Here is a 22,865-nt window from a genome sequence, read left to right on the forward strand (position 1 = left end):
ATTAATGCGCTCCGCTTGATTTTAAAGGAGCTTCACCATTCACGACCAAATGAGGGTGGCGAAGCCGAAAAGGGTTGGTCGACAGGCTCAAACGGTTACCTGCACACTCGAAAGTGTCCCTCTCCAGCTCCGCCATAACATGCGAATGCATAGAGATTTTACGCACAAAAAAAGCCCTTGCGGACTGTACGCCGTTTGAAAATTTATAGCCGACCAAAGCTAATTCATCTGCTTTTTGATGAACGTCGTTAGCATAAGCGGAACGCCCACAGCTTGCAACAAGAAAAACAGAGATGACCCAAACTAAAGCTAGTTTTAAGAGGTTTAAGCATAAATCTGGTTTTGGATTGATATTTGAAAACAGCATGTTATATGCTTCAAAATCTTTTAGGGGGGTGTCCAGTTTTGGGCATACCTCTATAGAATTTAGTGGCTCAATTTGAGCATCTAAATAGATGCGCTCAGATTTGAGCGTATCTAAGGCTTGAGTTTCAAGGGGGGTATGATTTTTCATTGCGCCACTCCCTCAAAAGTAAGTTGTAAATTGGCTTTACATGTTTCAATACGTACGGCGTTTAAATGCTTTTCATGCTTGCGGCGGTGCATACCTAAACTATGGAATGTGCCTTTATCTCTTGATACTTTTTCTTGCATACAAAGGCGGTTTAATTCTTCATAAGCAGTCTGCCTTGCTGAGTAGCTGCCAGTTTTACGGATTGTTGGTAATACCTCAGAAAATACCCAATTTTGGAAGCTCAAGGCTTCTGGTTTATTAGATCGGAAGATGATGCGATATAAATTCGGTTCATTTACAAATTTAACCTTTTGAGTACCACCATTTGTAAGGATGTGGCAATCTGCCATACCCTTTGCATCTAGGTCACGCAATAAACGTGATGTGCGGTCCACATTTAAAATACGGCATACATCAGCAAGACAAAATAAAGGTTCACCATTTACATCAAAGACAATACGAACGCCGTTATTATTAAAATTAAAAATAGATAGGCTCATACTTGCACCTCATTTAATTCATAACGCGCGTGTGTGCCTTTGCCATTCAGATTAGGCTCAATGTGGGTCACAATGTCATGACCTTGCTTGCGTAGTCGCTCAACAACTGCACTTAAACGATAGCAATCAAAATGGTGGATTGCCTCGGCCTGGGAAAGTGTCTTGCCGTTTTTAAGGTGGGCTAAAACCTGAGTTTGATGATTTATACTCATGCCTTGCCCCCAATTTTTATTGCATCTAGCAAGGTAGAAAGGTGGTGCATAGATTGCAGTTCAGCATCTAGCATTTGCACGATGTGTTTAGGTGAGATATGCACGGTTTTAAGACGCGCAGGACGGATATATTCTGCAAGAGCATCAATACGCTTTTTAACCAGCTCTGTGTATTCCATTGGCTCGTCAATGCCGGCTTTCATGCTGCGCTGGTACTGAGTATCCAGTAAGCCGTATAAATCATCTAAAGTTATCGAAGCGTCTTTTAATTGCTGGTGATTGATAGCGGTGACCAAATCACGGTTATAAACATCTTTTGCAATAACTTTCAGCTGACGACTAATTGATGTAGCAATACTTTTAATTTGAGTTTTAGTCATTGATTAAGCCTCGAGTACTGCAAGGCTTTGCATTTGCTTGTTATGCCATTCAATCAATTGCGCATAGTCAAAATACACTGGAGCCTGACGTGATGCCCCGGCTTTAAAGGGCTTTGGAAAGGTGGGGTCATTCAAAGTAAGTTCACGTAAAGCATTGCGCTTTATGCTTAATAACTCACAAGTTTGATTATAAGTAACTCGAATCGGTTGCATGTGTATAACTCCACATAAATTTATATTGTGGAGTTAGTATGTATATGATTTTTTTTACTAAAAACCTTTGAGCTAGCAAATAGGGTTATATGCAAGCACAATGGGTAATCTGCTTGCAAAAGAGATATCTATGTTTACTCTTTATTAGGCTTACTAAATTCTTTTGAGAGCCAACTTTCAATCGTTTTCGTGCTTAGAGAATGTATGCCAGCATGCTTTCTGGCACATTCGGCATAAGAATGGTAATTAGATATATTCCAATCATTAAATATTTGCTTTTTTAGTATCTGATATTTTCTAGATCTAGTTAATCCTCCTAATGCCTGTATGGACTGTTTTAAATTTTTCTCTTGATTATTAAGGGGCTTAGCATCTATACATTGTATAAAAGCACCTAAATCTAGGTTTATTACCTCGATATTTTTTAAGGCAAGATGAATATCATCTAGATTCATTCTTGTGTTGAGTTGCAGGATTTTAGCAATAGTTATTTCAGCGACAATATAGGCCAGTGCTAGTCTTTGAATATTTATGGGAGGTGCAATAGATAAAAAGCGTCTAAGTATTTTTGTAGATGGGAATTCAACTAACTCTTTGTCACTTGTATCTTTGAATAAAGCAGGATGATTTCCAGTTGAATATACCTCATAAAATGCATCTATTGCTTGATTTTTATCTATGTCGAGAGTTCTGAAAATATTTTCAAATTGTTTTGAAATGTTGCCATTTTCACCATAAGTTTTTTTTAAATAATTAATTATAAATAAATCAATCGCCACGCTTATTAACCTCCCACAGCATCCCAATAAAACAGCTAAGCCAATCAGATTGGGTATCTGACTTTCGGGGATCAACCTAGGCTTAGCAAATTGAATATAAGCGATAAAAGGTTAAATAAGAATATGTAGGGTTAAGTTGGCGACAATTTACGACGCTATGGGAATATAGGAATCGCAGCGTATCGCAAATGAATCGCAAAGCCTTTGCGGAGTTGAATCCTTGATGCTGTAAGGCATACAAGGCTAAATCGCAAAATCGCAGGCTTTTTATGGTAATTAATATACAAACCTCACATTTAAGCTAAGTGAGGATAGTTGTAATCATTACTTAGCTTTTTTAAATTGGATGAGGTTATCTTGCTCTATGAGCTTTATTTCCTGTCCGTAGTCGTAGGCACTGATATAGCCGTTTTTATTCTTATCAATATAATCACTCCACCAGGCCATCATTTTTTTACGTTCATCTAAAAACTCAACATGGTGTGTATAAGCCAAACGTACTTGGTCTCGTTCCTGGTGACTCATTTGTTTCTCGACAGCTTCTTCTGTGAATAGCATGCTTTCAACCAAGGCACCACAAGCCATACCTCTAAAACCATGTAGACAGATATCTTCATTAGTATCGTAGCCCATACGTCTTAAAGTGTTATTGATGGTACTTTCACTGATAAAGCCATAAGGGTCACCATGTTTAGGAAATACGTTTTCATACATACCGCTATAAATATGTAGTTCATTTAAAATGGCCAAGGCTTGAGGGGAGAGTATGATTAGATGCTCAGTTTTCATTTTTGCTCCTCGATGAGCAAACTTATTTCCTTTAGATGCTTGACGTTCAGCCGGGATAATCCAAACACCTTTTTTTAAGTCAAACTCAGACCATCTGGCAAAGCGTACCTCGCTAGATCGGGTAAAAGTATGTAGGGCGAATGCTAAACAGAGCTTAGTAATCGGATAGCCTTTATCAGCCTCAATCTTCTGTAAGAACTCAGGTAATCGGCTTAGGTGTAATTTAGGGTGGTGCTTGGTCTTTCGTGTAACGGTAATCGCATCCTTTAAGCTGGATGCTGGATTCAATTCTATTAAGCCTTTGGATATGGCATAAGCGAAGATACTAACAAAACGCTGACGAGTTTTTTTAACGACTTCTAAAAAGCCTGTTTCTTCAATCTTACTTAGTACAAGGTTTAAATCTTTAGGTTTAATACTGTCTATTGGCCTGGTACCAATAATAGGGAATACATATTTTTCTAGGTTCTTTAGAGCACGTTCTGCAGTTTCTTCTCCCCATTTGCCACTGGCTTTGTATGCCACATGCCAGGACCGAGCAATTGACTCAAAATGGAATTGATTATCTTGCTTGGACTGTTCAATCAATAATTGCTGTTTTGGATCTAAGTCATTAGCCAGCATTGATTGATATTTTGTGCGATGCTCTCGTGCCTTCGCTAACTTGATCGCTGGATAAGTACCTATAGTAATAATTTGGGTACCTAGGGAGTTTTTGTACCTATATCGCCATGTCTTTGTACCGGATGTTCGAATGAGCAAAATTAACCCATTTCCATCAAATAAGGTGTAGTCCTTTTCCTTTGGTTTTGCGGCAGCACATTGAGGATCCGTAAGGGGTTTAATCAATTTAGCCATGAGAATGAGTACCTGAAAGTAGATAGAATCGGGCTAGGTACTCATTAAGGTACTCATTATTTAAGGTTGTATCAAGTTGTATAGAGTTAAGTATAATCAAGTTTAATTTATAAGTTATTGATAGTTATTAAGTGTTGGTCAAGATGGGTTGTATGAGTTTAATGATTTGGTGCGCTCTGCGGGACTCGAACCCACGTCGGTCGCTTAGGAGGCAACTGCTCTATCCGGTTAAGCTAAGAGCGCAAGACGGAGGCTAATGTACTCCTATTTTAGCTAAAAAAAAAGTTATTGCCGAAACAATAACTTTTTAAATTACTTAGTCTTTATGAACTTCATTGGGGTCAATGTCGCTCAAATCTTTAGGATTAAGATAGTTAAACATTAATAACATGACTGTAATCCAAACAGGGATCATTAGAACTGATTCCATAAAGCCCTGAGTCCACATAATAAATAGAACTAAAGCAATAAAGATCAGAACGATGTAGTTGCTGACTGGTGCCCAAAGTGCAGGATAAGACGTTGTAAAATTCAAAATACGTTTGGCACGACGGAACTGTAAGTGAGTCATGGTAATCATCGCCCAGTTCAGGACAAGCGCACCAACAACCACATACATTAAGTGACCAAGTGCATCTTCAGGTACGAAGTAGTTTAAGAGTACACAGCCGAAAATCAGTACTGCAGAAAGTAATACTGCTGGAATTGGTACGCCACTTTTGTTAGTTTTTGCGAAAACTTTTGGGGCATTACCTTGTTTTGCCAAGCTGTAAAGCATACGGCTATTGGCATACATACCGCTGTTATAAACAGACAGTGCTGCAGTTAGGATAATGAAGTTCAGTAAATGTGCAGCCCAATCAATACCCAGTTGGCTAAAGATCATCACAAATGGGCTTTTGTCTAGACCACCTAGTTCAAGCTGATTCCATGGCACAAGTGACAATAGAATAGTCAAAGAACCCACGTAGAAAATCAAAATACGAAATACAACTTGGTTGATCGCTTTTGGAATAGTTTCTTTTGGATTTTCAGCTTCTGCTGCCGCCATACCAATCAGTTCAATACCGCCGAAGGCGAACATCAAGAAAGCCAGCATGAAGAATAAACCTTCAAAACCATTTGGGAAGAAGCCGCCCTGACTCCATAAGTTGGTAAATGATGCTGTTGAATTGGCATCTGCAGTAAGTAGCAAATACAAACCAAATACGATCATAGAAATAACTGCAGTGACTTTAATAATCGACAGCCAAAACTCAGATTCACCATAAAACTTCACATTACCTAAGTTTACTAAAGTAATGATCACGAAGAAGAACAGTACAGATGCCCACGCTGGAATATGAGGCCACCAGTAGTTGATGTATTTCGCAACAGCGGTGAGTTCTGTCATTGCCACTAAAATATAGAGAATCCAGTAGTTCCAACCTGTTAAGAAACCTGGAAATTTCCCCCAATATTTATATGCAAAATGGCTAAATGAACCCGCTACAGGTTCATGGACGATCATTTCACCCAACTGACGCATAATTAGAAAGGCGATCAGACCGCCAATGGCGTAGCCGAGAATAATGGATGGTCCAGCAGATTGAATCACATGCGCTGAGCCCAAGAATAAGCCTGTACCAATTGCACCACCCATGGCAATCAATTGAATATGACGATTCTTTAAGCCACGCTTGAGTTCGGAGGAATTGGTAGTCAAGTTACTCTTCCCGAGAATGGTTTAATTTTGGTAATTGTAATGTATAGAGAATGAATAGCCTAGTAGCTCAAAATTTATGAAAAATATTTATATATTTAATAACCTATTTTTCGTTTTAAATGCTGAATTAAAAATTTATGAATCAATAGATTAATTTTATTTTAATTGAAATTCTTATACTTGGCTTTATATGGAAAAGGTATCGAATGTTGTTTTTTTATACTTAAGTCATGTGATTGTTAAAACTTCAATTAAACATTGTATGATGCAAAAGCGCAGAAAAGAACGCTCTGCCAAAACACAATGATAAAGATTAAGGATTCAATAAAAATGAGTTTTGCTCCCCAAATTAAGATTCCAGCGACTTATATGCGTGGTGGTACTAGTAAAGGTGTATTTTTCAAGCTAGATGATTTGCCGCTTGCAGCACAACAAGCTGGAAAAGTTCGCGACCAACTTTTATTGCGTGTGATTGGCAGTCCAGATCCTTATGGCAAACAAATTGATGGGATGGGTGGAGCAACATCAAGTACCAGTAAAACCGTGATTTTGGCAAAAAGTTCACAGCCTGAGCATGATGTAGACTATCTATTTGGACAAGTGTCAATTGATAAAGCATTTGTCGACTGGAGCGGTAACTGCGGAAACTTAACAGCAGCAGTTGGTGCATTTGCCATTTCAAATGGTTTGGTTGAGGCATCACGTATTCCTGAAAATGGTTTGTGTACGGTTCGTATTTGGCAAGCCAATATTCAAAAAACCATTATTGCGCATGTACCTATTACTGATGGTGCAGTACAAGAAACCGGTGATTTTGAACTAGATGGTGTGACCTTCCCAGCAGCCGAAGTTCAAATTGAATTTTTAGACCCCGCAGATGATGGTGAAGATGGCGGCGCTATGTTTCCTACAGGGAATTTGGTCGATACCTTAACCGTACCCGATGAAGGTAGTTTCCCTGCAACATTTATTAATGCAGGCATTCCAACGATCTTCTTAAATGCAGAAGATATTGGTTATGTCGGCACTGAACTGCAAGATGCGATCAACGGTGATGCTAAGGCATTGGCCCGTTTTGAAAAAATCCGTGCTTATGGTGCGCAGCAAATGGGTTTGATTTCAGATATTGCAGAAGCAGAGCAACGTCAACATACCCCAAAGATTGCATTTGTTTCAAAGCCGAAAGCTTATACATCTTCGAGTTCTAAACAAATTTCAGAACAAGATACGGACTTATTGGTTCGTGCCTTATCAATGGGGAAACTGCATCATGCCATGATGGGCACAGCGGCAGTTGCCATTGGTACAGCTGCGGCGATACCGGGGACGCTTGTGAACTTAGCCGCGGGTGGTGGGGAGCGAGAAGCTGTGCGTTTTGGACATCCATCTGGGACGCTACGTGTAGGTGCGCAAGCAATTTATGAAAATGGTCAGTGGGTCGTTAAAAAAGCCGTGATGAGCCGGAGTGCGCGTGTCTTAATGGAAGGCTGGGTGCGTATTCCTGCGGATAGTTTAGATTAAGTATTTAACATCTCATTTGAAATCAGCCTCTGCTTTGCAGGGGCTTTTTTTTTGCCTTTATCTTTTATATGAATAAGCAAATCATGAATTGGTATATATTTTTATATAATATGAACTGCATTTAATATTAGAAAGTTTCTGTGATTTATGTCAGATTAATTTTGTTAGCATTTTGCGTAGCTTTACCCTGAAAAAAGTAGCGAAACCATGCTTAAAAAAGACTTAATAAAATCGGATCTACCTACTGAACAATTGGCTGTATTGGAAGCGTTGCCAATGCCTGCTGCGTTATTTTCTGCGACAGCTGAGCTGATATGCGCCAATCAAATATTTAAACATCGATTTCAGTCAGACTTACAAGAGATTGTATTGAATCATGTGTCCGTGATGCAGCAAAAAACCAAAGCCACAAGTTCTGAGTTTGATTTACGCTGTTTAGAGAATGATAGCATTGAACCCTTTATGTATAGTGAAAATGAACGGCATTATTGGTTCACGCTCAAACCAAAGTTTCAACAAAGTGGGGATTTGGAACATGTACTGTTGTGCTGTGCGGACATTACAAATTTAAAGCAAGTCGAATTATCACTGTTGAAACATAACCAACAACTCGAACAACAAGTTTATTTTGATTATCTGACAGGGATAAGAAATCGACGAGGTTTTGATTTAGACCTTTCTCAGTGGCAAAAAAGCTTCGCGGTCGAACAAGCAGATGAAATTTGTTTGATGATGCTCGACTTAGACAATTTTAAGCAAATCAATGATATCTACGGCCATGCGTTTGGCGATGAGGTTTTAAGAAAAAGTGCGCAGCTTTTAAGGGGGCAAATTAGTCAACTCGCAGATGCACAAATATATCGCATGGGTGGGGAAGAGTTTGCAATGATTTTGCCACGCACGGCTATATCGACTGCATGTTCGATTGCACAACAATGTTGTGAGCAAATCTATGCTTCTTCGATGAATTATGCGGATAAGGCTTTACAACTGAGTATCTCATGCGGAGTGGCCTTGTGGGATGGAACAGAGTCATTTTTTGAAACATTGGCACGTGCTGATCAGGCTTTGTATCAAGCCAAGAAAGGCTCGAAAAATTGTACCTGTTTTAATGATGGACAAAATGTGGCGCTATTTGAGGAAACGACATTTAAAAAACCATCAGACTGTGGGAAAAACACATAGATTTAGGCCGTAACATAGAGAAAGATTTGAGAAAGCAGTATGATGCAACAGGTCAAAATTGACAGAAAACATTGGCAGTCGATTTGCTAATGAACGAAGCAGTTAAATATTTAAAGTATTTGAGGTGAATGTGTCTTCTTTAACAGACGTTTCCACACATGCCCTGACAGAAGCGCAGCAGCGTATTCAGCAGGATTTACTGACAGCGCTTGATGCATTTTCAATTCCAGAACCCTTAAAAGGGGCGGTGTATCATGCTGTGATGTTGGGTGGAAAACGCGTTCGACCGGCACTTTGTTATGCAACAGCAGCGTTAAAACCCAATACCAATTTTGCAGCCGTACGCCGTGCTGCGGTGGCGATTGAATTTATTCATTGCTATTCATTGGCACACGATGATTTGCCGTGTATGGACAATGATTTACTTCGTCGTGGTCAACCAACTTGTCATGTGGCTTTTGGTGAAGATACGGCTTTACTTGCTGGCGATATTTTACAATCGATGGCTTTTGAAGTTTTAGGCAGCCGTCTTTTTGATCAAGGCCCAGCCGTTGAAGCGCCGATCATCTTGAAGCAAATGCAAATTTTAGCGACTGCAACTTCAAAAATGGTCAATGGACAAGTCCTAGACTTACAAGCGGAAGGCAAGCATGTCAGTCAGGATGAACTAGAAAACATTCATCGAAATAAAACTGGTGCTTTAATTTCTGCTGCAATCATGATGGCGGCAGTGACGATATTTAATGGTACAGACCAAGCTATTCCTAAACTCCGCGAATTTGGTCTAGCGATTGGTTTAGCTTTTCAGGTGCAAGATGATATTTTAGATATTATTGCTGACACTGAAGCATTGGGTAAAACAGCAGGTAAAGATCAACAAGTGGATAAATCGACATATCCTGCGTTAATGGGTCTCGAGCAAGCGCAAGCTTATGCAGAAGAATTACATGCTCAAGCGCTTCAAGCTTTGGATTATTTTGCAGAAGATGCGGCAGAATTACACAAGATCACGCAGTTTTTATTAAAACGTCAAAGTTAATATGACGCAGTAAAAGACCTCAGCCCACACATGTAATATGTTGTGGGCTTTTTTTATATTTTGTATATTTGGAACAGAAGTCAATAAACCATCTACTGAATAGCTAAATGGATGACATGATAAAAAAGAAAAAAGGACGCCTAGCGTCCTTTTTTGCAGATATTAAAACTTAGAAATTAAATTTAAGTGCTATTGGTCTTAAATACTTTCTTTATAGATACGATCTGCTTCTTCAAATTTTTCAGTGACTTCAGCAGATGGCGCTTTGCCCATTAAGCTCACAATGATGATTGCAATGAGTGAGCAGATGAAGCCCGGTATAATTTCATAAACGCCTGTATCGCCCCAGAGGTTTTTCCATAGAATAACCATAACCGCACCGACCACCATACCTGCTAAAGCACCATTGAGTGTCATGCGTTTCCAAAACAATGACATGATAATCAGTGGGCCAAATGCAGCACCAAAGCCTGCCCATGCATATGCGACGAGACCAAGGACTTTAGAGTCAGGATTACCCGCCATATAGATCGCAAGCAACGCAATCATTAACACCATAATACGGCCGACCCAAACCAATTCTTTTTGTGAAGCATTTTTGCGTAAGAATGATTTATAAAAGTCTTCAGTTAAGGTACTTGAGCAGACTAAAAGCTGACAGCTGAGGGTACTCATGATTGCAGCTAAAATCGCAGCTAGTACGATACCTGCAACCCATGGGTTAAATAGAATTTTAGTCAATTCCATAAAGACCGTTTCAGGGTTTGCTGTAACGACACCTGCCAGTTCTGGATGCTGTTGGAAATAAGCAATACCGAAGAAGCCTGCTGCAACTGCGCCACCGAGGCAGAGCGTCATCCATGTCATACCAATACGGCGTGCATTGGGAATCGATTTAACAGAATCAGCTGCCATGAAGCGCACTAAGATATGCGGTTGACCAAAATAGCCTAAGCCCCATGCCAATAAAGACATGATTGCGACAAAACTTAAGTCAGCAAATACATTCATCGCTTGAGGGCGTGCTGCTTCTAGTGCCAGAGTGAACTGGCTTAAATCAGAGAATGACAACATGACCACGATAGGGGTAAGTAGCAAGGCAAAAATCATAAAGCCCGCTTGAATGGTATCGGTCCAACTGACAGCAAGGAAGCCACCAATAAACACATAGCTCACCGTTGCAATGGCACTGATCCAAAGCGCAGTGCTATACGACATACCAAACATACTTTCAAATAATCGAGCGCCTGCAACCATGCCTGAAGCACAGTAAATTGCGAAGAAAATCAAAATAATCACAGCTGACACGATACGTAAGATTTTCTTTTGATCGTTAAAACGATTTGAGAAATAGTCAGGTAGGGTCAAGGCATTATTTTGAACTTCGGTATGTACACGAAGACGACCTGCCACAAGTAGCCAGTTGAGCCAAGCACCGATGATCAGACCAATTGCAATCCACATTTCAGATAAACCTGAAAGGTAAATCGCCCCCGGAAGACCCATGAGCAACCAACCACTCATATCCGATGCACCTGCAGAAAGGGCAGTAACAAAGCTCCCTAATCGGCGGCCACCTAAAATGTAGTCAGAAAAGTTACTGGTCGCACGGTATGCAAGTAAACCGATCACGACCATGGCGACAATATAAAAGAGAAAGGTAATTAGGGTGGGATTCAGGGAGCTCATACGGTATCCGCTTTGGCGTTGGACAATTGCGTTTAATTAGGGGACTCAATTGGATTTGCCTAAACCAAGTAGGTGAAATCGAACGATAAGTCCTAAAACGTCAAAAAAATAACGTGAAATTTAAACATAAATTGACAAACTTTGCCTTCTTTTTTGTTTTGGGCATAAAAATGGGCCGTAGATCACGACCCATTTTAATTAATGCGGAGATTTAGTTATTACGTCCCATCACACCACGAATCGTATTCAGTACATCCGCAGGTAATACCACAGTTTTGGCATTATTAGATTTAGCCATATCTTGCATGGCTTTGACGTATTGTTCACCCAGTAAGTACGCAACTGGAATTTCTTTATCGCCGACGGCTGAACTCACCATTTCAATTGCACGTTGAGAAGACTCTGCTAGTACCACTTGAGCTTCTGCATCACGACGAGAGGCTTCCAAACGACCATCCGCTTCTAAAATAGCCGCTTGTTTTTCACCGTCTGCCTTGGTCACTGTCGCACGACGTTGACGTTCAGCGGCCGCTTGCTCTTCCATTGCCGCTTGCATGGTATGAGAAGGTTTAATATCTTGAATTTCTACAGTTTTAAGCGTAATACCCCAGTCAGAGATATCATCAGAAATAGCAGCTTTAAGTTTAGCCTTAATATGATCACGCGATGATAGTGCATCATCGAGGTCCATTTCACCAACAATAGACCGCAAAGAGGTTTGAACTAAGTTTTGAATCGCCCATGTGTAGTTTTCAATACCATAAACTGCTTTTTCAGGCGTGGTTAAGTTGATATAAGCCACAGCATTCATCAGCAGTACCGCATTGTCACGTGTAATCACTTCCTGAGAGGGAATATCTAACACGATATCTTTGGTTGTGACTTTATAAGCCACTTCATCGACATACGGAATCACAAAGTTCAGCCCCGGATTGAGCGTTGTATGGTATTTACCTAAACGCTGAACAATCCATTTATAACCTTGGGGAACAATACGGACACCTTTAAAAATGGTGACGGCTACAAAAACTAAGAGCGCTAAAAAAACAATAGAAACACCAGACATGTCATTTCTCACTTATTTATGGATTGTCAGTGGGGTGGTTGCTGCTGCTGTGCAGTTGGACGACTAAATCATTGCCTAAAATATCGGTCACGCGAACACGGTCGCCGACTTGAAGTGCATCTTGGGTACGGCAATGCCATTCGTCTGAACCTAAAACAGGCATCGGGAAGCGAACTTTAACGCTGCCATGATTGAGCTGGGTTTGAATCACCATACCCACTTGGCCAATCGTCGCTTCACGGGACAGACCTGCTTTGGTTTTATCAATGGATAAAGGCTTAATAAATTTGAACCACAAAAATGTGCAGAGCACGGCAAAAATAATCCAAACCACAATTTGGACATTAAAGTCCATGGATGGAAAGATCCAATATAAGATCCCAACCAAAATTGCAGAAACGCCAAACCATAGCGCAGCAAAAGACGGCAAAATTAGTTCAAAAAGCATCAAAGCGACGCCCAATACAAACCAGTGCCAAGGTTCTAAAATAAATTCCATACATCTACTCTTATATAAGGGTGAATTGATATAGATGAACCAGTATCTATATCAATGTAGCAGATGTATAACTCAATGAATATAAAAAAAATCGTTGAATTATATTTTCGCTTTTGGTGCTGGTTTAAAGGCCGCAGGGGACTGTTTAAAGTTATCGATCGCCTTAATAATGCTATTCACTTTGAGCTGTGCGGCTTTTTCACCTTCTAAAATCGTCGCATTGCTCGACTTCAAATCGAGTGTGCCGATATGTCCCACTTTAGGTTGAATCACGAAATTGGCATTTTTCAGTTCTTCATTAATACTTTGTTGTCCCATGATGTTAATGGTTTGATCGAGTAAACCAAACATGCTTACGGCTTTGCTACCATCAGGACGCGCAGAGATATCAACTGCAATCACGATATCTGCACCCATATCACGTGCGGTTTTCACTGGAATTGGGCTGACTAAGCCACCATCGACATATTTCACCCCTGCAATGGTTGCAGGTACAAATACATTCGGAATGCTGCACGATGCACGTACCGCTTGGCCGGCATTACCACGGTTAAATTCAGTTTTACTGCCATTATCCAAACGGGTGGCTACAGCAGCAAAGCGCTTTGGAAATTGTTCAATTGATTTATTGCCGACGTTTTTATTAACAAAGTCTTGCAGTTTTTGCCCTTGAATAATGCCTTGGCTATTTAAGGTTAAGTCACGAATATCGGACTCTTTAAAGTTCAGGGCCAATTGCTGCATTTGATAAGGCGTTTTACCGCTGGCATATAAGCTGCCAACAAAACTACCCGCACTGGTCCCAGTCACAATCTTAGGTTTAATACCATGTGATTCGAGCACTTTAAGCACGCCAATATGAGCAAAACCTTTGGCACCGCCACCACCGAGCGCAATCGCGATCACCGGTTCACGTGCTTTGGCTGGTGTAGGTGTCGTGGTCGCAGGTGTTTTGGTTGCAGAATCACAGCCAGTGAGTGCCAATACAAAGAGGCTAGGAATCAGGTATTGCAAAAGTTTCATGGGTGAAATCTGATGGTTAAATATACAAAGTGCACATCACATCAAAAAAATAGCCATTTGACTAGGGCTTTTTCCAGTGCTTTTGTAACGGCAAGGCCAACCATTCGGGATTTTTCGGGGAAAATTTGCCATCATAAATCTTCAAAATTTTTTCGAGATCAGTTTCAAAATCTCCACTGGGTTCAAAAACACCCAAGCAATGAATGGTTTTCTTTGCATAATCAAAGCTAAACATCACAATAGGTATCTGTGCTTCATAGGCAATATAGTAAAAACCACTGCGGATTTTATCGGCTTTTTTTCGTGTTCCCTCAGGTGCCATTCCAATCCAAATTTGATCTGTCGCTTGGACAATCTCAGCAATTTCACGCGTAAGCCCATGTGGGTTTTCACGCTGCACAGGGATCACGCCGACCCAATCCAAAAGTGGTTTTAAGGGGGTATCAAAAAGGGTGTTTTTACCAAAAATGGTTATTTTTATCCCGATTCCAAGCAAGGCAAGAAAACCATGCCATGCATCTATATTAGAAGTATGCGGAGAAATGATCGCTACAGCTTTGGCAAGGTTGGGAAATTCGCCATCAAATTTCCATCCTTGTGCCAAAAAAAGTGTTTTAAATATTGCGCGGCTCAGGGGGGAGCCGCGTGATGGAACTTGATCGGGCAAAACTGGAAATAATTGAGTCTTTTGATTCATTGCATATTCTTATATAAGTGAAATCCATTTTCGATGTGATGCACATTTAAAAGTACGGCATCAGCATTGACCTTATCTTAGGTCGATGATTATTTTAGATCATTGGCAAAATAGGCGTATTTTGACTACTCTAAATGTAACTTCAGCGCATTCAACATTTAGGAACTTATGATCCAGCTTCGTCAGCTCTATCTTTTACTGTTTTCCTTATATTGGGCGCAAGGGTTACCTGTCGGTTTTATGACGCATGCTTTACCAGTGATTTTAAGAGCGCAAGGTGTATCTTTGGCACATATTGGTGGCTTTGGATTACTCATGCTGCCATGGTCGATCAAAGTTTTCTGGGCACCGTGGATTGATCGACATGGTTCAAGGTCCAAAGGGCACTATCGGAGTTGGATTATTCCAATGCAGTTGTTGTCCGTGGTGGTCTTGGTCTTCTTGTCTTTTTTGCCGATCCAAAGCTTGAATGAACCGATGTATTTGCTGCTATTTTTTGTGGCTTTACTCAGTATGAATTTGGTTGGTGCGACTCAAGATGTCGCAACCGATGGCTTGGCCGTCAATATTTTAAAAACTGACCAACAGCACTGGGGCAATACCTTTCAGGTGATTGGTTCAAGACTCGGCTTTATCGTGGGTGGCGGTGCTGTGCTTTGGGCCTTGGATTGGTTGGATTGGCAAGCCACATTTCTGTTTTTAGCGGCATTGGTGTTCATCAATACGATTCCTATTTTTCTGTATCGAGAACCTTTAAAGCCACAGCTCAACATAATTTCCTCTCAAGAGAATGATAACAACCATAAGCATACTTCAGGCTTGTTCTATGCTATTCGCCAGTATTTGGCTTATTTTACCCAAACTAAAACCCTCACACTGTGGCTCATGATCTTATTGAGTTTTAAGCTTGCAGATGGTCTAGCAGGTCCACTACTTAAGCCACTGATGGTCGATTTAGGATTGAGTTTTAGTAAAATTGGTCTGTATGTCACCATGCTAGGTGCAGTGGCTGCTTTAATTGGGGCAGGGCTTGCTGGTCTTAGCTTGAAGTATATTTCTCGGGCGCAAGCCTTGGTTTTCTATTCGGTATTGAAAATATTCAGTTTATTGGCCTATGCATGGTTGGCTTTGCAGTTCGAGGCAAAACGGCAGGTTCATGAATGGCTGATCTATGGGATTAATGCTGCCGAAGATATGATTTCAGCCATGCTGCTCGTGATTATGCTGACTTTGGTGATGCAATATAGTCGTAAAGCATTTGCAGCAACGGACTTTACATTTCAGGTTGCCATTATGGCTACAGTGAGTGGGGGGCTGTATAGCATCAGTGGCATAGTGGCCGATCAGTTGGGTTATAGCACTTATTTATTTTGGATCACAGGTTTGGCTGCATTGAGCTTAGTCCCGATTCTATTTTGGGGAAAAGCATCAAAAAATGACCAAAATCACTTCTAAATCATGATTTTGGTTGTTTTTTATCAGCTAAAGCACTAAAAGAGCAATGCAAATATTATTTTAATAATTTTGTAATATGTTTCCCGTGTGTAATATCTGTTACAAAATAATTTAAGGAAAATTTTTGATGAAAACTAAGTTAGCAGCGGCTATCGCATTGAGCCTTTTGGCTGGCTCAACCTTTGCAGCACCAACCTTCTACGGTGAAATTGATGCGTCTGTTGATTATTTACCTGAAGATAATAAAACGGGTGTTTCAGACAAAGATGTCGTTGAAATCAGTTCAAACAGTTCTTTCTTGGGTTTAAAGGGCGATGAAAAACTGACTGACCGTTTAAGCGCAGTTTATGCAATTGAATGGGCATTTAACTCAGACGGCGAAGGCGATGACTGGTCTAAGCGTAACCGCTTCGTTGGTTTGAAAGATGCTAAACTTGGTACATTGAAAGTCGGTGCACACGATACACCATTAAAACAATTGTCTAGTCCGGTTGATACATTCAACAACTACGTGGGTAACCGTGCTGATGTTACAGGCATCATGACGGGTGAAAATCGTGTGGATAACGTTGTTGTCTATGAATCACCAGCTTTTAAAATTGCTGAAGGTGCAATTAAAGTTAATGCATTGCTTGCAACAGGTGAGTCTTCAGGAATCAAGAGTGATAAAGGTGTAGTAAAAACTGCAGGTCGTGGTCTTGGCGATGCTTGGTCGGCGTCTGTTGTCTATGACAGCCCCGTTGTTGTCGCAGGTTTAGCGTATGACAAAGCCATTCCATCGAACTTTGGTGGCGTAGGGATGCTAAATAGTGGTACATATACCGTGAATGATAAAGTTGTTTCAAATTCTGAAATAACTGGAACCAAAGTATTTGCTGCTGCAAATACAATTCGTGCGATTGGTCGCGTAAATCTTGAGGGCGGTTTGGCAGTCAAAGCACTGTATCAAACATCAGAGGTTGAGGCTGCTAAAGGTAATGATGTTGCAGCAGCAAATATTGATGATGCTCAAGGTTGGTTAGTCGGTGCAGAATACAATCTACCATCTGCAAAAGCTTGGACAGTCAAAGCACAATATAGTCAAAATACCACGACTTATAAAGCAGGTGCAGATTATGAAGCTCAGCAATTCATTGCAGGTGCAGATTATGCATTTAGCAAACAAGTGAAAGCTTATGGTTATGCAGGTTACTTAGCACTTGAACAAGGTTCGAATGAAAGTGAACAACCTGTTCTAGGTACAGGTCTAGAATTTAAATTCTAAAACTTTGATTTAAGTTGTTCAAAAGGCGATGTTTTACATCGCCTTTTTTGATTTTTCTTGCTTGGTTTTGATCAGTTTTAAGTGATTTTTAAGTTTGAATTTTTAGATTAGGGCATCAAAGATCAATAATTGATGCCAATATGCTTCAGGTCATAGCTAAAATACAGCAAAAAATTCCAAGACTTAGTTTAAGTCAATTTAACCTCGTTCTTGCCTTATGGCTTGGGATGGTTTTGAACCTCGCGTTTTATCAGCAAATCCAGCAGCTCACACCTTATACGGGATTGAAGGCCGGACTATTTTTAGCTGCAACCGTACTGGTGGTGGTGGCACTTTATAATGTGCTGATGCAACTCCTGCAATGGCGATGGAATTCAAAACTTTTGGCGAGTGTTTTGCTTATCATTGGTGGCTTGAGTGCTTATTTCGTCAATAGTTTAGGCGTGACCATTACATCTGACCAAGTGCAGAACATGATGCAAACAGATGTAAAGGAAGTGCAGGATTTAATCTCGCCACAATTTTTTATCTGGGTCTTTGGACTGGTTATTTTGCCAGTGCTATTGATCTGGCTTTTGCCACTGCATAAAGAATCCCTAAGCACGGTCGTAGCCAAAAAGGTTCTACATATAGTGCTATCGCTCATCCTGATGGGTGCTTTGCTGTTTGTTTATTTTGTTGATTTTGCTGCTATTTTTCGTGAGCATCGTGACTTAAAAGGCATGCTCTCACCACAAAACAGTATCGCTTCGACATTTTCCTATTATCACAAAAAAGCACCGAAACAGAATTTGCCATTGTTGATCTATGGTGAAGATGCACATATGGTTGAAAACGTAAGCGCCAATAGCTTGCCAAAATTGATGGTCTTGGTGGTCGGTGAAACTGCGCGCGCGGAAAGTTTTTCACTGAATGGTTATGCTAAAAATACCAATCCTGAACTCAGTCAGCAAAATATTATCAATTTTAGCCAAGTCAGTTCATGTGGCACCGCAACCGCTGTGTCTGTTCCTTGTATGTTCTCGGGTATGCCGAGAACCGAATATGACGAACAGCTTGCAAGTCATCGCGAAGGTTTACTCGATATAACACAGCGTGCAGGTTATAAGGTGACGTGGCTAGATAATAATTCAGGCTGTAAGGGCACATGCACACGTGTTGAAAAATATGAATTTCCTGAAGCACTAAAGAAAAAGTGGTGTGATGCCGATGGCGAATGTCATGATGAAATCTTAGTGGATGGTTTGAAGGCCTATTTGGCGTCGATCCCCAAAGCGGATCAAACTCCTCGTTTAATTGTGTTACACCAAATGGGCAGTCATGGCCCTGCCTATTTCAAACGAAGTACCGCTGCGTTTCAAAAATTTAAGCCAACTTGTAATAGCAATGCCATACAGGGATGTAGCTCGACAGAATTAATAAATAGTTATGACAACAGTATTGTCTATACCGACCATGTACTGAATGAATTGATTAACACCTTAAAAGTGACTGACAACTATCAAACAGGACTGTGGTATTTGTCCGATCATGGCGAGTCGACCGGTGAGCATGGCTTGTATTTACACGGTTCTCCATACGCAATTGCACCGTCACAGCAAACTCATGTGCCGATGTTGATGTGGTTTTCATCGGCGTGGCAAAAAAATAATTCAGCGCAATATACTTGTTTAATGGCACAAAAAAGCCAAAAATTAAGTCAGGATAATCTATTTCCATCGCTATTGAGTTTGCTCGATGTGCAGACTCAAGTGATTGATGAAAAAAACAATATGTTGCAACAATGTACTTCAGTACAGCGCAGGACTTAAGCCATGCACAAAATACTTATTATTGAAGATGATTTCATGATTGCCGAATCGACTAAAACTTTGTTGAACTATCAACAGTTTGAAGTCGAGTGGGTGAATAATGGCATCGATGGCTTAAAGCTCATTATGCAAGGGGGGATTGATATCGTCTTGCTAGATCTGGGTTTGCCGATGATAGATGGTATGCAAGTCCTGAAACAAATTCGTCAAATGCAGCCTAAATTGCCAGTGTTAATCATCTCGGCACGGGATCAACTACAAAACCGTGTAGATGGTTTAAACCATGGGGCAGATGACTATCTTATTAAGCCTTATGAGTTTGATGAATTACTTGCACGGATTCATGCGCTTCTTCGACGCACAGGGCTGAGTTCAGTCGAAGCACCGCAGAAAATTTTAAAACATGGTGAATTGATTTTAGATATCGAACAGCATCTTGCACGCTATAAGGGTCAATATGTCGATTTATCTAACCGTGAATGGGCCATATTGATTCCACTGGTGACACATCCGAATAAGATTTTTTCGAAAGCCAATTTAGAAGATAAGCTTTATGATTTTGATAGTGATATCAGCAGTAATACTATTGAAGTGTATGTGCATCATCTCAGAACAAAATTAGACAAAGATTTTATTCGCACCATTCGTGGTTTAGGTTATCGACTCGGTTAAGGCAAAGGAATTATCAACCATGCAGCAGCCTTATTCTCTGAAAAAGAGACTAATTATTTATGTGTCTGTTTTCAGTATGCTTTTGGGCTGTCTTTTGGTGTTTTCAGCATATCGAATTGCGCTTGAAGAAATTAATGAAATTTTAGATGCACAAATGCAAAATTTGGCGGAACGTGTTGCAGAGCATGATCCGCAGCCCATTCGCAGTGAATTTGATCAACATAAGCATTATCACGAAGAAGATTTATTTGTTGATGTGTGGACCTATCAATCCAATGCACATCAAACCCATCAATTAAAATTATTGGTCGCGCCTCAGCCCAAAGCCGGTTTTTATACCCACAATACCCAACAAGATGAGTGGCATACCTATATTTTGCCACTCACAGATCGGCAAATTCAGGTCAGTCAGCAAGAGTCGGTTCGGCAGCATCTTGCAGCAGAATTGGCCAGTAGTATGTTTATTCCCTATTTGGTTTTTATACCTTTTGCATTAATCGCTTTGGGATGGTTGATTCAACGTAGCTTAAACCCACTGGAAAAATTTAAAAAAGAATTGGCAAAACGGGATGCCTTTGAACTTTCTCCAATCTCTCAAATGCCGTATCCAGAGGAAATTGCACCAACCATTATTGAAATGAACCAGTTGTTTGAACGAATTTCGTTGTCGCAGCAGGAACAGCGCCAGTTTATTGCTGACGCAGCGCATGAGTTACGGACCCCGATTACCGCACTGAATTTGCAAATGCAGATTTTGCTACAAAAATTTCCACAAGATGACGCTCTACAAAATTTGAGTAAAGGTTTAATTCGTATTCAGCATTTGGTCAGTCAATTATTGAGTTTGGCAAAACAAGATGCCTCGGTCTTTGAACTTGAGCGCAAACAACATTTTGATCTTAAGCAAGTCGCAACCAATTGCGTGGAGCAACTGGTGCATTTGGCCATGCAAAAAGATATTGACCTTGGCATGGAGCAACAACAAAGCATTGCCTTATATAGTATTGAGCCAACGGTACATTCAATCATTTTTAATTTGATTGATAATGCCATTAAATATACCCCTGCACAGGGCATGATTAATGTCTCCGTCTTTGAACATGCGGGGCAGGCGGTTGTACAGGTTGAAGATAGTGGGCCTGGCATTGACCCAGCTTTATATGAGCAAATTCGAAAACGCTTTTATCGAATTTATAATCATGAAGAAATTGGAAGTGGTTTAGGGCTGGCAATCGTGGATAAAGCCGCAAAACATATCGGTGCGGATTTGGAGTTTTCTAAAAGTGAAGCATTGGGCGGTCTGAAAGTGAATTTACAGATCCCATTCAGTGAATCATGAGTGACTCAATCATTTTCAGATCAAGTTCAATTTAGATAATTAAAGATCAGATCCATGTAAACGCTTTGCTGTTTTGCTGCGTAGTTGATGCATTGAAATGACGAGAAAATAACAGATACATGGCACAATTAAATGCCCAAATGATCCATGCTGTCCAAAGGTTATGACTCAGAAAATGCGCACCCCGCATCATTTGCGCCCAGCCAAAAGCAAAGCCTAAAATCAGCCCTGCACATAAAAAGAAGTAAGCACGGGCAGGTCGATGTATTCGATAAACAAAATATCCGGTGATTAGGGCAAAACCAGTCGCAGCATGGCCACCGGGAAAACAGTGTCCTTGGCGTGCTGAAAAATCCCAAGAAAAGCCGTGGGCTGTGGCGACTGTCATATTCCAAGGGCAGGCATGCGCAGATTGTGATTTGAGCAAACCAATCATTGCCGTGCTGAGTAGAGCCACTACGATAAAATAACCGAATTCAAACTTGCGTGCTTTCAGATGAGGATATTTAAAACTACATATCCATGCTGCGATATAGAGAACATAAACGCCTATGACGATATTCTTGATATAGCGATGGTTCAGCACCGCAAGTGCCCAATCATGACGATGAGGAAAACCACCATGTAGGTCGACCCAAGGCTGAATAAAAGCTTGGTCGAGCGAACCACCGACGGGGAAAACATAAAGGAGGCCAACCAAGTTGAGTGTGAGCAGAAGGGCTTGTCGTAATAAAAAGGAACGGTTCGAGAGCATAAGTCGTGTGATGTGCTGAAATTATTTTGTTTGAATGCTGCTATTTGAAACCACAAAACTTAAATCAGACTTAATCGGCTATTTGAACTGTATTGATATCGATAGTGAAGAAGGTGCATAAAGCAAAACGGGCATTGTGTTAAAGTTTTTGAAAACTCAGTAATAAAGATTTATGAGCATACGTGCAGTCCTTTTTGATTTAGATAATACTTTGACTCATCGAGATCACAGCGTTCAGGCCTATACGCAGTATTTAGCCGAGTCTTATCAGTCGACGCTGGTGGAGGTAGACCTTGTACAGATTAAACGTATTATTAATCGTATAGATAATGGGGGATATCCGAAAAAAGAATTCCTTACTCATCCGAGTATTGGGGCATCTGTCGCTTATGCTCTACAAACGGAGCTGGATTGGATACATCCACCCGATTTTGATGAGCTCACACAATTTTGGTTTCAGCACTTTGGTCAGTTCGCCGTGGCGATGCCGGGAGCATTGACCTTGTTGCAGCAACTAAAACAGCAGCAGTATAAACTGGCGGTGGTGTCGAATGGTGGACATGCCACACGCCTGAATATTTTGAATGGACTAGGTTTTGCATCGTATTTTGATCAGATCATCAGCTCGGAAAGTGCAGGCATCAGTAAGCCCAAAGTTGAAATATTTCAGCACAGTTGTCGTGAGTTGGGCGTGATGGAAACCGAGTGTTTATTTATTGGTGATCATCCTGTCAATGATATTTACGGTGCGAGCCAAGCAGGGATGTCTGCTGTATTGCTTGAAAGCTTTCATACTTTAAGTGCTGAACAACAGCACAGCATTCCGAATAAAATTCAGCATTTGGATCAGGTCTTAGATTTTCTAAAATAAGGTGATTTAAACTCAAGCTTTAAGCGAAGT

Annotated in this window: 23 protein-coding genes and 1 tRNA gene; 9 read left to right on the plus strand and 15 right to left on the minus strand. The window is 40.6% G+C overall.

Going from position 1 to position 22,865, the window contains the following annotated elements; translation table 11 throughout:
- Nucleotide 1: 1 nt before the first annotated feature.
- The 9 genes from FTV50_RS07820 to FTV50_RS07860 all read right to left on the minus strand — a co-directional run bounded on the left by FTV50_RS07820 (nt 2) and on the right by FTV50_RS07860 (nt 5,950).
- The gene (locus FTV50_RS07820; protein WP_373683679.1) at nt 2-514 is read right to left on the minus strand and encodes a hypothetical protein; all 513 of its coding nucleotides are present in this window, start codon (nt 512-514) and stop codon (nt 2-4) included.
- The gene (locus tag FTV50_RS07825; protein WP_180024065.1) at nt 511-1,014 is read right to left on the minus strand and encodes a BRO family protein; all 504 of its coding nucleotides are present in this window, start codon (nt 1,012-1,014) and stop codon (nt 511-513) included. The genes FTV50_RS07820 and FTV50_RS07825 overlap by 4 nt, the downstream gene beginning before the upstream one ends.
- A complete protein-coding gene (locus FTV50_RS07830; protein WP_180024203.1) occupies nt 1,011-1,220 on the minus strand; it encodes a helix-turn-helix domain-containing protein in 210 nt (69 codons plus the stop codon). The genes FTV50_RS07825 and FTV50_RS07830 overlap by 4 nt, the downstream gene beginning before the upstream one ends.
- Before the next feature lie 2 nt (nt 1,221-1,222).
- Nucleotides 1,223-1,606, minus strand: a complete 384-nt coding sequence (locus FTV50_RS07835) for a hypothetical protein (protein WP_180024066.1) — start codon at nt 1,604-1,606, stop codon at nt 1,223-1,225.
- Nucleotides 1,607-1,609: 3 nt separating this feature from the next.
- Entirely contained in the window at nt 1,610-1,819 is a 210-nt protein-coding gene (locus tag FTV50_RS07840) for a transcriptional regulator (protein WP_180024067.1), read from the minus strand.
- 134 nt (nt 1,820-1,953) lie between these two features.
- Entirely contained in the window at nt 1,954-2,598 is a 645-nt protein-coding gene (locus FTV50_RS07845) for a hypothetical protein (RefSeq protein WP_180024068.1), read from the minus strand.
- Nucleotides 2,599-2,922: 324 nt separating this feature from the next.
- Nucleotides 2,923-4,245 carry an integrase arm-type DNA-binding domain-containing protein gene (locus FTV50_RS07850; protein WP_180024069.1) on the minus strand — a complete coding sequence of 441 codons (1,323 nt, stop codon included), beginning with the start codon at nt 4,243-4,245 and terminating at the stop codon, nt 2,923-2,925.
- A gap of 167 nt (nt 4,246-4,412) precedes the next feature.
- Nucleotides 4,413-4,488: transfer RNA gene (locus FTV50_RS07855), tRNA-Arg, on the minus strand.
- 73 nt (nt 4,489-4,561) lie between these two features.
- Entirely contained in the window at nt 4,562-5,950 is a 1,389-nt protein-coding gene (locus tag FTV50_RS07860; RefSeq protein ID WP_078189974.1) for an amino acid permease, read from the minus strand.
- Between the two features lie 330 nt (nt 5,951-6,280).
- Between FTV50_RS07860 and prpF the strand changes: the two genes are divergently transcribed.
- The 3 genes from prpF (at nt 6,281) to FTV50_RS07875 (ending at nt 9,695) form a co-directional block, all read left to right on the plus strand.
- Nucleotides 6,281-7,471, plus strand: coding sequence for a 2-methylaconitate cis-trans isomerase PrpF (gene prpF / locus FTV50_RS07865; RefSeq protein WP_078193050.1), 1,191 nt, complete (start codon nt 6,281-6,283; stop codon nt 7,469-7,471).
- Nucleotides 7,472-7,678: 207 nt separating this feature from the next.
- Entirely contained in the window at nt 7,679-8,656 is a 978-nt protein-coding gene (locus tag FTV50_RS07870) for a GGDEF domain-containing protein (RefSeq protein ID WP_180024070.1), read from the plus strand.
- Nucleotides 8,657-8,786: 130 nt separating this feature from the next.
- Nucleotides 8,787-9,695, plus strand: coding sequence for a polyprenyl synthetase family protein (locus tag FTV50_RS07875; protein ID WP_078193048.1), 909 nt, complete (start codon nt 8,787-8,789; stop codon nt 9,693-9,695).
- A gap of 198 nt (nt 9,696-9,893) precedes the next feature.
- Here the strand turns inward: FTV50_RS07875 and putP are convergent, their stop codons facing one another.
- From putP to FTV50_RS07900, 5 genes are all read right to left on the minus strand, one after another.
- A complete protein-coding gene (gene putP / locus FTV50_RS07880; RefSeq protein ID WP_078193047.1) occupies nt 9,894-11,384 on the minus strand; it encodes a sodium/proline symporter PutP in 1,491 nt (496 codons plus the stop codon).
- A 211-nt stretch (nt 11,385-11,595) separates the two neighbouring features.
- Nucleotides 11,596-12,450 carry an SPFH domain-containing protein gene (locus tag FTV50_RS07885; protein WP_078189969.1) on the minus strand — a complete coding sequence of 285 codons (855 nt, stop codon included), beginning with the start codon at nt 12,448-12,450 and terminating at the stop codon, nt 11,596-11,598.
- A gap of 16 nt (nt 12,451-12,466) precedes the next feature.
- Nucleotides 12,467-12,949: an NfeD family protein gene (locus FTV50_RS07890; protein ID WP_180024071.1), complete on the minus strand. Its 483-nt coding sequence runs from the start codon at nt 12,947-12,949 to the stop codon at nt 12,467-12,469.
- Nucleotides 12,950-13,048: 99 nt separating this feature from the next.
- Nucleotides 13,049-13,972, minus strand: coding sequence for a patatin-like phospholipase family protein (locus tag FTV50_RS07895; RefSeq protein ID WP_180024072.1), 924 nt, complete (start codon nt 13,970-13,972; stop codon nt 13,049-13,051).
- A gap of 61 nt (nt 13,973-14,033) precedes the next feature.
- Nucleotides 14,034-14,669: a 1-acyl-sn-glycerol-3-phosphate acyltransferase gene (locus tag FTV50_RS07900; protein WP_180024073.1), complete on the minus strand. Its 636-nt coding sequence runs from the start codon at nt 14,667-14,669 to the stop codon at nt 14,034-14,036.
- Nucleotides 14,670-14,837: 168 nt separating this feature from the next.
- Here FTV50_RS07900 and FTV50_RS07905 point away from each other — a divergent pair, with 168 nt between their 5' ends.
- From FTV50_RS07905 to FTV50_RS07925, 5 genes are all read left to right on the plus strand, one after another.
- Entirely contained in the window at nt 14,838-16,124 is a 1,287-nt protein-coding gene (locus FTV50_RS07905) for an MFS transporter (RefSeq protein WP_180024074.1), read from the plus strand.
- 127 nt (nt 16,125-16,251) lie between these two features.
- Nucleotides 16,252-17,388, plus strand: a complete 1,137-nt coding sequence (locus FTV50_RS07910; protein ID WP_180024075.1) for a porin — start codon at nt 16,252-16,254, stop codon at nt 17,386-17,388.
- A gap of 140 nt (nt 17,389-17,528) precedes the next feature.
- Nucleotides 17,529-19,199, plus strand: coding sequence for a phosphoethanolamine transferase (locus tag FTV50_RS07915; RefSeq protein ID WP_180024076.1), 1,671 nt, complete (start codon nt 17,529-17,531; stop codon nt 19,197-19,199).
- 3 nt (nt 19,200-19,202) lie between these two features.
- Nucleotides 19,203-19,871, plus strand: coding sequence for a response regulator transcription factor (locus FTV50_RS07920; RefSeq protein WP_180024077.1), 669 nt, complete (start codon nt 19,203-19,205; stop codon nt 19,869-19,871).
- A 19-nt stretch (nt 19,872-19,890) separates the two neighbouring features.
- Nucleotides 19,891-21,210: an ATP-binding protein gene (locus FTV50_RS07925; RefSeq protein WP_180024078.1), complete on the plus strand. Its 1,320-nt coding sequence runs from the start codon at nt 19,891-19,893 to the stop codon at nt 21,208-21,210.
- A 46-nt stretch (nt 21,211-21,256) separates the two neighbouring features.
- Here FTV50_RS07925 and FTV50_RS07930 read toward each other — a convergent pair whose 3' ends face one another.
- Nucleotides 21,257-21,964 carry a phosphatase PAP2 family protein gene (locus FTV50_RS07930; protein ID WP_180024079.1) on the minus strand — a complete coding sequence of 236 codons (708 nt, stop codon included), beginning with the start codon at nt 21,962-21,964 and terminating at the stop codon, nt 21,257-21,259.
- A 172-nt stretch (nt 21,965-22,136) separates the two neighbouring features.
- Between FTV50_RS07930 and FTV50_RS07935 the strand changes: the two genes are divergently transcribed.
- On the plus strand, nt 22,137-22,835 hold the full coding sequence (locus FTV50_RS07935; protein WP_180024080.1) for an HAD family hydrolase: 699 nt from the start codon (nt 22,137-22,139) through the stop codon (nt 22,833-22,835).
- Nucleotides 22,836-22,865 lie beyond the last annotated feature (30 nt).

Origin of the sequence: Acinetobacter sp. YH1901134, from assembly GCF_013416965.1 — a bacterium.
In the GTDB taxonomy this organism is placed as follows: domain Bacteria; phylum Pseudomonadota; class Gammaproteobacteria; order Pseudomonadales; family Moraxellaceae; genus Acinetobacter; species Acinetobacter amyesii.

What these genes read in the sequence shown, in the direction of transcription:
- FTV50_RS07820 (WP_373683679.1), bottom strand. Translation starts at nt 514, where the DNA reads ATGAAAAATCATACCCCCCTTGAAACTCAAGCCTTAGATACGCTCAAA.
- FTV50_RS07825 (WP_180024065.1), bottom strand. Translation starts at nt 1,014, where the DNA reads ATGAGCCTATCTATTTTTAATTTTAATAATAACGGCGTTCGTATTGTC.
- FTV50_RS07835 (WP_180024066.1), bottom strand. Translation starts at nt 1,606, where the DNA reads ATGACTAAAACTCAAATTAAAAGTATTGCTACATCAATTAGTCGTCAG.
- FTV50_RS07840 (WP_180024067.1), bottom strand. Translation starts at nt 1,819, where the DNA reads ATGCAACCGATTCGAGTTACTTATAATCAAACTTGTGAGTTATTAAGC.
- FTV50_RS07850 (WP_180024069.1), bottom strand. Translation starts at nt 4,245, where the DNA reads ATGGCTAAATTGATTAAACCCCTTACGGATCCTCAATGTGCTGCCGCA.
- prpF (WP_078193050.1), top strand. Translation starts at nt 6,281, where the DNA reads ATGAGTTTTGCTCCCCAAATTAAGATTCCAGCGACTTATATGCGTGGT.
- FTV50_RS07870 (WP_180024070.1), top strand. Translation starts at nt 7,679, where the DNA reads ATGCTTAAAAAAGACTTAATAAAATCGGATCTACCTACTGAACAATTG.
- putP (WP_078193047.1), bottom strand. Translation starts at nt 11,384, where the DNA reads ATGAGCTCCCTGAATCCCACCCTAATTACCTTTCTCTTTTATATTGTC.
- FTV50_RS07885 (WP_078189969.1), bottom strand. Translation starts at nt 12,450, where the DNA reads ATGTCTGGTGTTTCTATTGTTTTTTTAGCGCTCTTAGTTTTTGTAGCC.
- FTV50_RS07890 (WP_180024071.1), bottom strand. Translation starts at nt 12,949, where the DNA reads ATGGAATTTATTTTAGAACCTTGGCACTGGTTTGTATTGGGCGTCGCT.
- FTV50_RS07895 (WP_180024072.1), bottom strand. Translation starts at nt 13,972, where the DNA reads ATGAAACTTTTGCAATACCTGATTCCTAGCCTCTTTGTATTGGCACTC.
- FTV50_RS07900 (WP_180024073.1), bottom strand. Translation starts at nt 14,669, where the DNA reads ATGAATCAAAAGACTCAATTATTTCCAGTTTTGCCCGATCAAGTTCCA.
- FTV50_RS07905 (WP_180024074.1), top strand. Translation starts at nt 14,838, where the DNA reads ATGATCCAGCTTCGTCAGCTCTATCTTTTACTGTTTTCCTTATATTGG.
- FTV50_RS07910 (WP_180024075.1), top strand. Translation starts at nt 16,252, where the DNA reads ATGAAAACTAAGTTAGCAGCGGCTATCGCATTGAGCCTTTTGGCTGGC.
- FTV50_RS07915 (WP_180024076.1), top strand. Translation starts at nt 17,529, where the DNA reads ATGCTTCAGGTCATAGCTAAAATACAGCAAAAAATTCCAAGACTTAGT.
- FTV50_RS07920 (WP_180024077.1), top strand. Translation starts at nt 19,203, where the DNA reads ATGCACAAAATACTTATTATTGAAGATGATTTCATGATTGCCGAATCG.
- FTV50_RS07925 (WP_180024078.1), top strand. Translation starts at nt 19,891, where the DNA reads ATGCAGCAGCCTTATTCTCTGAAAAAGAGACTAATTATTTATGTGTCT.
- FTV50_RS07930 (WP_180024079.1), bottom strand. Translation starts at nt 21,964, where the DNA reads ATGCTCTCGAACCGTTCCTTTTTATTACGACAAGCCCTTCTGCTCACA.
- FTV50_RS07935 (WP_180024080.1), top strand. Translation starts at nt 22,137, where the DNA reads ATGAGCATACGTGCAGTCCTTTTTGATTTAGATAATACTTTGACTCAT.